The sequence below is a fragment of the Burkholderia anthina genome, assembly GCF_902498995.1.
GTDB classification, from domain to species: Bacteria; Pseudomonadota; Gammaproteobacteria; order Burkholderiales; family Burkholderiaceae; genus Burkholderia; species Burkholderia anthina.
The window spans coordinates 315,205-322,793 of the sequence record NZ_CABVLY010000004.1; the positions used below are offsets into that span (position 1 = coordinate 315,205).

Annotated in this window: 7 protein-coding genes; 2 read left to right on the plus strand and 5 right to left on the minus strand. The window is 66.9% G+C overall.

The window, feature by feature from the left end; translation table 11 throughout:
- Positions 1–19: 19 nt before the first annotated feature.
- The 5 genes from BME24068_RS08505 to BME24068_RS08525 form a co-directional block, all read right to left on the minus strand.
- Positions 20–721 (minus strand): ABC transporter ATP-binding protein, encoded by a 702-nt coding sequence (locus BME24068_RS08505; RefSeq protein ID WP_096506993.1) that lies wholly within the window; start codon positions 719–721, stop codon positions 20–22.
- A complete protein-coding gene (locus tag BME24068_RS08510; protein ID WP_096506994.1) occupies positions 718–1,485 on the minus strand; it encodes an ABC transporter ATP-binding protein in 768 nt (255 codons plus the stop codon). Before BME24068_RS08510 ends, BME24068_RS08505 begins: the two co-directional genes overlap by 4 nt.
- Complete coding sequence (locus BME24068_RS08515) at positions 1,482–2,525, minus strand: branched-chain amino acid ABC transporter permease (RefSeq protein ID WP_174925768.1); 1,044 nt, start codon at positions 2,523–2,525, stop codon at positions 1,482–1,484. The genes BME24068_RS08510 and BME24068_RS08515 overlap by 4 nt, the downstream gene beginning before the upstream one ends.
- Positions 2,522–3,382 (minus strand): branched-chain amino acid ABC transporter permease, encoded by an 861-nt coding sequence (locus BME24068_RS08520; RefSeq protein ID WP_096506996.1) that lies wholly within the window; start codon positions 3,380–3,382, stop codon positions 2,522–2,524. Before BME24068_RS08520 ends, BME24068_RS08515 begins: the two co-directional genes overlap by 4 nt.
- Positions 3,383–3,451: 69 nt before the next feature.
- Entirely contained in the window at positions 3,452–4,660 is a 1,209-nt protein-coding gene (locus tag BME24068_RS08525) for an ABC transporter substrate-binding protein (protein WP_174925769.1), read from the minus strand.
- A gap of 238 nt (positions 4,661–4,898) precedes the next feature.
- Here BME24068_RS08525 and BME24068_RS08530 point away from each other — a divergent pair, with 238 nt between their 5' ends.
- A complete protein-coding gene (locus BME24068_RS08530; RefSeq protein ID WP_174925770.1) occupies positions 4,899–5,729 on the plus strand; it encodes a FadR/GntR family transcriptional regulator in 831 nt (276 codons plus the stop codon).
- Between the two features lie 433 nt (positions 5,730–6,162).
- Positions 6,163–7,347 carry a porin gene (locus BME24068_RS08535; RefSeq protein ID WP_174925771.1) on the plus strand — a complete coding sequence of 395 codons (1,185 nt, stop codon included), beginning with the start codon at positions 6,163–6,165 and terminating at the stop codon, positions 7,345–7,347.
- Positions 7,348–7,589: the final 242 nt, after the last annotated feature.

A 7,589-nucleotide genomic window follows, 5' to 3' on the forward strand; every position in this document is an offset into this window, starting at 1 on the left:
CAATGAAAGGGCCCGGCGCTCACGCGACGCCGACGCCCAGGTAACGGTCCTTCACCTCGTGGTCGGCCACGAACGCCGCGTTGCTGCCTTCGTAGACGATCACGCCCTGTTCGATCACGAAGTGGCGATCCGCGAGCTGCGTGCACACTTCGAGGTTCTGCTCGACGAGCAGGATCGCGACGCCGGCCGCCTTGATCTGCTTCAGTTGCGCGACGATCTCCTCGACGATCACCGGCGCCAGCCCTTCGACGGGCTCGTCGAGCATCAGCAGCCGCGGGTGGTTCATCAGCGCGCGGCCGATCGCGAGCATCTGCTGCTCGCCGCCCGACAGCTGCGCTCCGCCGTTGCGGCGCCGCTCCTTCAGGCGCGGGAAGATCCGGTAGATGTCGTCGAGCTGCCACGGCGAATCGCGGCGCGCGCCGAGCCGCAGGTTTTCCTCGACCGACAGCAGCCGGAAAATCCCGCGATGCTCGGGCACGAAGCACAGCCCGCGCGCGGCGATCCGGTGCGCGGGCTGCCTGGACAGCGACCGGCCCGCGAACGTCACCGTGCCGCCGGTGGGCGCCACGACACCGGCGATGGTCTTGAGCGTCGTCGACTTGCCCGCGCCGTTGCGCCCCAGCAGCGTCACCGTCTCGCCTTCGTTCACGCTCAGCGAAATGCCCTGCAGCACGTGACTCTTGCCGTAGCACGCATGGACGTCCTTCACGTCGAGCATCATGCGCGGCCTCCCGTGATCATGTTGCCGAGATACGCGCTGCGCACGCGCTCGTCGCCGCGAATCGCGTCGGGTTTGCCTTCCACGAGGACGCGCCCCTGCTGCATCACCGTGATCGTGTCCGAGATGTCCATCACGATTCCCATGTTGTGTTCGATCAGCACGACCGTGTAGTCGTCGCGCAAGCCCCGGATCAGCGTCTTCATGTCGTCGAGGTCGTCGATGCCCATCCCCGACGTCGGTTCGTCGAGAAAGATCGCGCGCGGCCGCGCCGCCAGCGCCATCCCGACTTCGAGCCGGCGCTGCTGGCCGTGCGACAACACGCCGGCCGCGGTGCCGGCGAAGCGCTGCAGGCCGAGCCGCTCCAGCACGTCGTCCACGATGCCGTCGTGCGCGAGCGCGCCGCGCGGCAGCGTCCACGGGTTCAGCGCGCGCCGCGATTCGACGCCCTGCGCGGCCACCCGCAGGTTCTCGCGCACGCTCAGGTTCAGGAACAGGCTCGTCACCTGGAACGAGCGGGCGATGCCGCGCCGCACACGCTTGTGATCGGGCTCGCGCGACACGTCGCGGCCGTCGAACAGGATCGAGCCCGACGTGATGGGCAGCGTGCCCGTCAGCGTATGGAACAGCGTCGTCTTGCCCGCGCCGTTCGGGCCGATCACCGAATGCACGGTGCGCGGCATGATCCGCAGGTCGACGCCGCCCAGCGCCGTGAACTTGCCGTAGCGCTTGACGATGCCGCGCGCTTCGAGAATCGCTTCGCTCATTGCTGCTCCCTGGCCGTAGCCGCCGTGCGATCGGTGCGCCGCAGCGACGCCACGACGCGTTCGCCGAGTCCCCACAATCCGCGCTGCATGAACAGGCTGACCGCGATCAGCACGAGGCCGAGCAACAGCAGCCAGCGCGGCCACAGCGTCGACAGCCAGTCCGCGAACAGCACGTAGAACGCGGCGCCGAGCACCGATGCAAACAGGTTGCGCGTGCCGCCGATCACCGTCATCACGAGGATCATCTCGCTCGTGTGATAGTCGATGTTCGACAGCGGCGCGATGCCCGTCATCAACGCGTGCAGCGCACCGGCCAGGCCCGTGACCGCGCCCGAGATCACGAACGCCGCGAGCTTGAAGCGCTGCACGTCGTAGCCGGCCGCCGCCGCGCGCGCCTCGTTGTCGCGAATCGCGAGCAGCGTGCGGCCGAATATCGAGCGCGACACGCGCAGCAGCAGCCAGAACACCGCGACGAACAGCACCGCGACGAAGCCGTAGTAGCGCCACGGCGAATCGATCGAAACGAGCGCATGCCCGAACGCGGACAACGCCGGGCGCGGGATGTCGAGCAGCCCGTTGTCGCCGCCCGTGACGTCCGGCGTCGTATACGCGAGGAAATAGAACAGCTGTCCGAACGCGAGCGTCAGCATCACGAAATAGGTGCCGCGCTGCCGGATCGAGAACCAGCCGACGAGCGCGGCGGCAACCGCGCCGAGCACGGCGGCCGCGACGAGCGCGACCGTCACCGATTCGACGCCGCGGGTCAGCACCAGCCCTGCCGCGTAACTGCCGAGCCCGAAGAAGATGCCTTGCCCGAACGACAGCAGCCCCGTAAACCCGAGCAGCAGGTTGCAGCCCAGCGCGGCGAGCGCGAACACCAGCACTTCGGTCGCGAGCGAGCCCGAGCTCAACACCAGCGGCAGCACGCACGCGGCGAGCACCGCGAGCCAGCCTTCCGGACGTTGCAGCGCGCAGCGCCACAGCGGCGCACGCGGCGCGGCTGCCGCGCCGGGCGACAGCGATTTCGACGAATCGATCATGCAGCCCTCCCCAGCAAACCGTTCGGACGCAGCAGCAGCACGGCCGCCATTGCCACGTAGATCATCAGCCGCGCGCCTTCCGGCCACAGCGTGCTCATCAGGCTCTGCACGATGCCGACCAGCAGCCCGCCCACGAGCGCCCCGAGAAAATTCCCCATCCCGCCGACCACGACCACGACGAACGCGACGCCGAGCGCCTCGATGCCCATGAACGGATCGACGCCGCGGATCGGCGCGGCGAGCACGCCGGCCAGCGCCGCCGTGGCCGCGCCGAGCGCGAACACGAGGCTGAACACGCGCGTCACGTTGATGCCGAGCAGCGACACCATCTCCGACGATTCGCTGCCCGCGCGCACCGTGCTGCCGAGCCGCGTGCCGTCGAGCAGCCACCACAGCAGCCCGGCCAGCACCGCCGTGAAGCCGATCACGAACAGCCGGTATTTCGGGTAGATGAAGCCGCCCCAGACGACCACGCCGTTCAGCGCGTCGGGCGGCGGCACGTTGTCGCCGAGCGGGCCCCACGCGAGGATCGCGCACTCCTGCAGCACGAGCGCGAGGCCGACCGTCGCCAGGATGTGGAATTCGTGCTGTTGCGCGTACACGTGACGCAGCACCAGCTTCTCGACGATCCATGCGAACGCGCCGACGACGAGCGGCACGACCGCGAGCGCGACCCAGAAATTCGCCGACCATTGCAGCGCCTGGTAGCAGAGGTACGCGCCGAGCAGATAGAACGCGCCGTGCGCGAAATTCACGAAGCGCAGCAGGCCGAACACGATCGACAGGCCGACGGCGAGCAGGAAGTACAGCATGCCCACGCCGATGCCGTTGACGATCTGCAGCAGATAGACGTTCATGGCTTCCGTGTCAGAAAGGAAGGAAATGGACGTCCGCGGCGCACCCCGCCCGCGGACGCGCGCAGGGTGTCAGACGAGCTTGCAGCCGGTCTTGTCGACCGGCAGGAACGACTGGCCCGAGCTGACGATGTCGGCGTAGTCGTCGGCATTCTTCATCCGGCTCTTCGGCTTGCCCTTCAGCAGGTAGTAGTTCTTCATCACCTGGTGGTCGCCCTTGCGGATTTCTTCCGGGCCGGTGAGGCCGTCGTATTTCATGCCTTCCATCGCCGCGATCACCTTCTTCGGATCGGCGCTGCCGGCCTTCACCATCGCGTCGATCAGGATCTTCGAGCAGATGTACGAACCCGCGAGGCTGTAGTTCGGGTTGGCCTTGAACGCGGCGTTCGTGCGCTTCACGAGGTCGCGGTTCAGCGGCGAATCGATCCCGTGCCAGTACTGCGCGCCGAAATACACGCCGTCGCAGATGTCCGGCCCGAGCGCCTCGAACTGCTCGAGGCCCGATGCCCACGCGAGCAGGATCGTGCAGTTGCGCTTCATCCCGAAGCTGACGGCCTGGCGCAGCGTGTCCGACGACTGCGAGCCGAAGTTCAGGATCAGCAGCACGTCCGGCTGCGCGGCTGCCGCGTTCGTCAGGTAGCCGCTGAATTCCTTCTCGGCCAGCGAGTGATAGCTGTTGCCGACATGCTCGATGCCCTTTTCCTTGAAGATCGCCTTCGCCGCCGACAGCAGCCCGTCGCCGAACACGTATTGCGGGGTGATCGTGTACCAGCGTTTCGCCTTCGGCAGCATCTGGACCAGCGGGCGCACCGTCTGCTCGATCGCGCCGAAGGTCGGCACCGACCAGCGGAACGTCGCGTCGTTGCAGTCCTTGCCGGTCAGCTCGTCCGCGCCGGCCGTCGTGATGAACACGCCGCCCGCCTTCTGCACTTCCTTGCCCATCGCCAACGATTCGGACGACAAAATACCGCCCGCAAAAAAGCGCGCGCCCTTCTGCTGCGCGATCTCCTGCACGCGCCGCACGGCGGTTGCGGGTTTGCCCTCGGTGTCGAGCGTCGTGTAGACGAGCGGTGCGCCGAGCACCTTGCCGTACTGCTTGACGGCCAGCTGCATGCCGAGGTCGGCGTATTTGCCGTTGGCCGCGAACGGGCCGGACATCGGCACCGGACAGGCGAGCTGGATGGCGGTGCCCTGCGCGAATGCGGCACGGGACCCCAGGGCGCCGAGCGCGCCCGGTACGGCCGACAGCGCGGCCAGTTTCAACAGTTCTCGGCGATTCAAGTTGACGCTCCTTGGAGGGACAAACACACGCGATACGACGGACTGCCAAACCGTGCCAACGCTCTACGGAAAGGGATGCGTCGTCAATTAATCCTATTTATCATGATAAATAGAATGAACCCGATGCTAGAGACGATCAAAATTCGTGTCAATCAGGCAAAATTCCCTACCGCCGCGCCCGGGCCGATCGACGACGATGTGAACGGGCGCGCGCATGTCAGACAAAGGAGTCTCGAAGATGGTCATGGACCGAGCCAGGGCAGGCCTCGCGGTCGAAATCAAGCAGCCGAAGCGCGCGGATCTCGTCGCGGAGGAAATCAAGCGGCTCATTACGGAAAAGGACCTGAAGCCCGGCGACCGCCTGCCGCGCGAAGCCGAGCTGCAGCAGCTCTATGCGGTCAGCAAGAGCACGATCCGCGAGGCGTTGAAGTCGCTGGAAGTACAAGGCCTGATCAAGGTCACGACCGGGCCGACGGGCGGCGGGATGGTGGTCGAGGTGCCGCTCGACCGGACGCTGCAGTTGCTGCAGAACTACCTTTTCTTCAAGGACGTCACCATCGACGACATCTACACCGTGCGCAAGCTGCTCGAACCCGAGCTGGCCGCGGGCGCGGTGCCGCATCTGACGGAGCAGGATTTCGCCGCGCTCGAGGCCAACATCGCATGCTGCGACGGCTCGTCGGGCGAGCCGGAACGCGGTCATCTGGTGCGGCAGCGGCAGGAGGACATGACGTTCCACGACATCCTCGCCGCCGCGAACCCGAATCCGTTCCTGCGCTTCAGTTGCGAGCTGATCAACGAGATGATCCGGCAACTGATCGAGTTCCGGAACGACACGCCGATCGCCGAGCACAAGCGTTTCGGCGAAGCGAACGTGGCGATTCACCGCTCGATCCTGCAGGCCGCCCGCGAACGCGACGTCGAACGCGTCCGCGCGCTGATGGTCGAGCACATGACCGAGGCGCCGAAGCACGTGAAGCGGATGAAGGGAAAGTTGCGCGGGCGGCTGATTCTGGATTCGGAGATCCGCAAGCGCGTGCGCGCCGTGTCGGCCGAGCTCGACGAATAGCCGGGTGCGTCCCGCCCGATGGCGGGGGCGGCGGGCGCGCGGCTCCGTGATTCCGCCGCGGCACGACCTGCGCACGTTTCGCGGAATCCATATTTCTGCGCGTCTACTGCATCGGCTCGCTCCCGCCCAGCACCCCGTTGCATAAAAACATCGGCACCGTCGCAACCCGCGCGCGCCCCATCCAACGATTGCATCGATCGATATGACCGCGACCGTCCGTTCCGGCCGGTCGGCGTTCGCCGTTCATGCGATGCGTCCGCGCCAGCAGGCAGCGCGGATGCGATGGCGACGGTCGCGCCGGGCGCGCGGCGACGCGCATTGCAATTCAATAATCCGACGATTTGCAAACCACGGATCGGCCGTTCGTCGCGCGACCCGGACTCAATAGCATCGTGATCCTCGCAGATGTACCCATAAAAAACAGAGGATATTCATGATCAAGAAATCGGTAGTCCTGGGTTTGGTTTCGGTCGGTTCCCTCGGCGCGCACGCGCAGAGCTCCGTCACGCTGTACGGCCTCGTCGATGCCGGCTTCGCCTATACGAACAACCAGGGCGGCGCGAGCAACATCCAGCAGACGAGCGGCAAGCTGAGCGGCAGCCGCTGGGGCCTGAAAGGCGTCGAGGATCTCGGCGACGGCCTGCAGGCCGTGTTCACCCTCGAAAGCGGATTCCGGCCGAGCGACGGCGGGCTCGGCCAGGGCGGCCGCCTGTTCGGCCGTTCCGCGTACGTGGGCCTGGGCAAGACCGGCATCGGCACGCTGACGTTCGGCCGCCAGTACGAGCCGATCACCGATCTCGTCGCGCAGTATTCGGGCTCCGGCTTCTGGTCGCCGGCAACCCATGTCGGCGACAACGACAACATGAACCAGAGCTTCCGGATCAACAACGCGGTGAAGTTCCGCAGCGCGACGATCGCCGGCTTCACGGCCGACGTGCTGTACGCGTTCAGCAACCAGGCGAACGGCGGCGCGGGCACGGGCTTCTCGAACAACAACGCATGGGGCGTGTCGGCCAACTACGTGAACGGCCCGCTGTCGGCGGGCGCCGGCTACGTGCGGCTGAACAACCCGAGCACGACGTCGAACACCAGCGGCGCGGTGGGCGGCGCGACCTCGACGACCGGCAACGACTACAGCGGCGGGTTCTTCTACGGGCTGAACGGCGGCGTGCGCAAGCAGCAGATCGGCGTCGTGGGCGCGAGCTACGCGCTCGGCCGCACGACGCTCGGCTTCGCGTGGAGCCACACGCAGCTCGACTATCTCGACGGCTCGTCGCGCAAGCTCAACAACTACGACGTCAACGGCCGCTACCAGATCACGCCGGCGGCAACGCTGATCGGCGTCTACACGTTCACCGACGGACGCGCGAACGGCCTGCCGGGCACCGGCGGCCAGACGCTGAAACCGCGCTGGCACCAGTTCACGCTCGGGTTCGACTACGCGTTGTCCAAGCGCACCGACATCTATCTGTCCGGCATCTACCAGCTCGCGGCCGGCGATGCGAGCACCGCGACGTCGGGCGGCTATCGCAAGATCGCGGCAATCTCGAACATCGGCACCGCGTCGTCGACGAATCGCCAGCTCGCGTTCGTCAGCGGGCTGCGCGTGAAGTTCTGACCGCACGCACGACGCGCGCGGCGGGCGCGGCACGATAAGCAAAGCGGGAATGCTTGTTTGCCGCGTCGCGCCCCGTTGCCGACAATACGCGTTTTTCCGCATGCTGCCGCGTAGCTCGCACCGCGCGGCTTCGACCATGACCGATTCCCGCTTTCGCACGCACCACCCGCACCGCACGGGCCGCCGCACGGCGCTGCGCCGGCTCGCCGGCGGCTGGGCCGCCGCGCTGCTGCCGGCCGGCG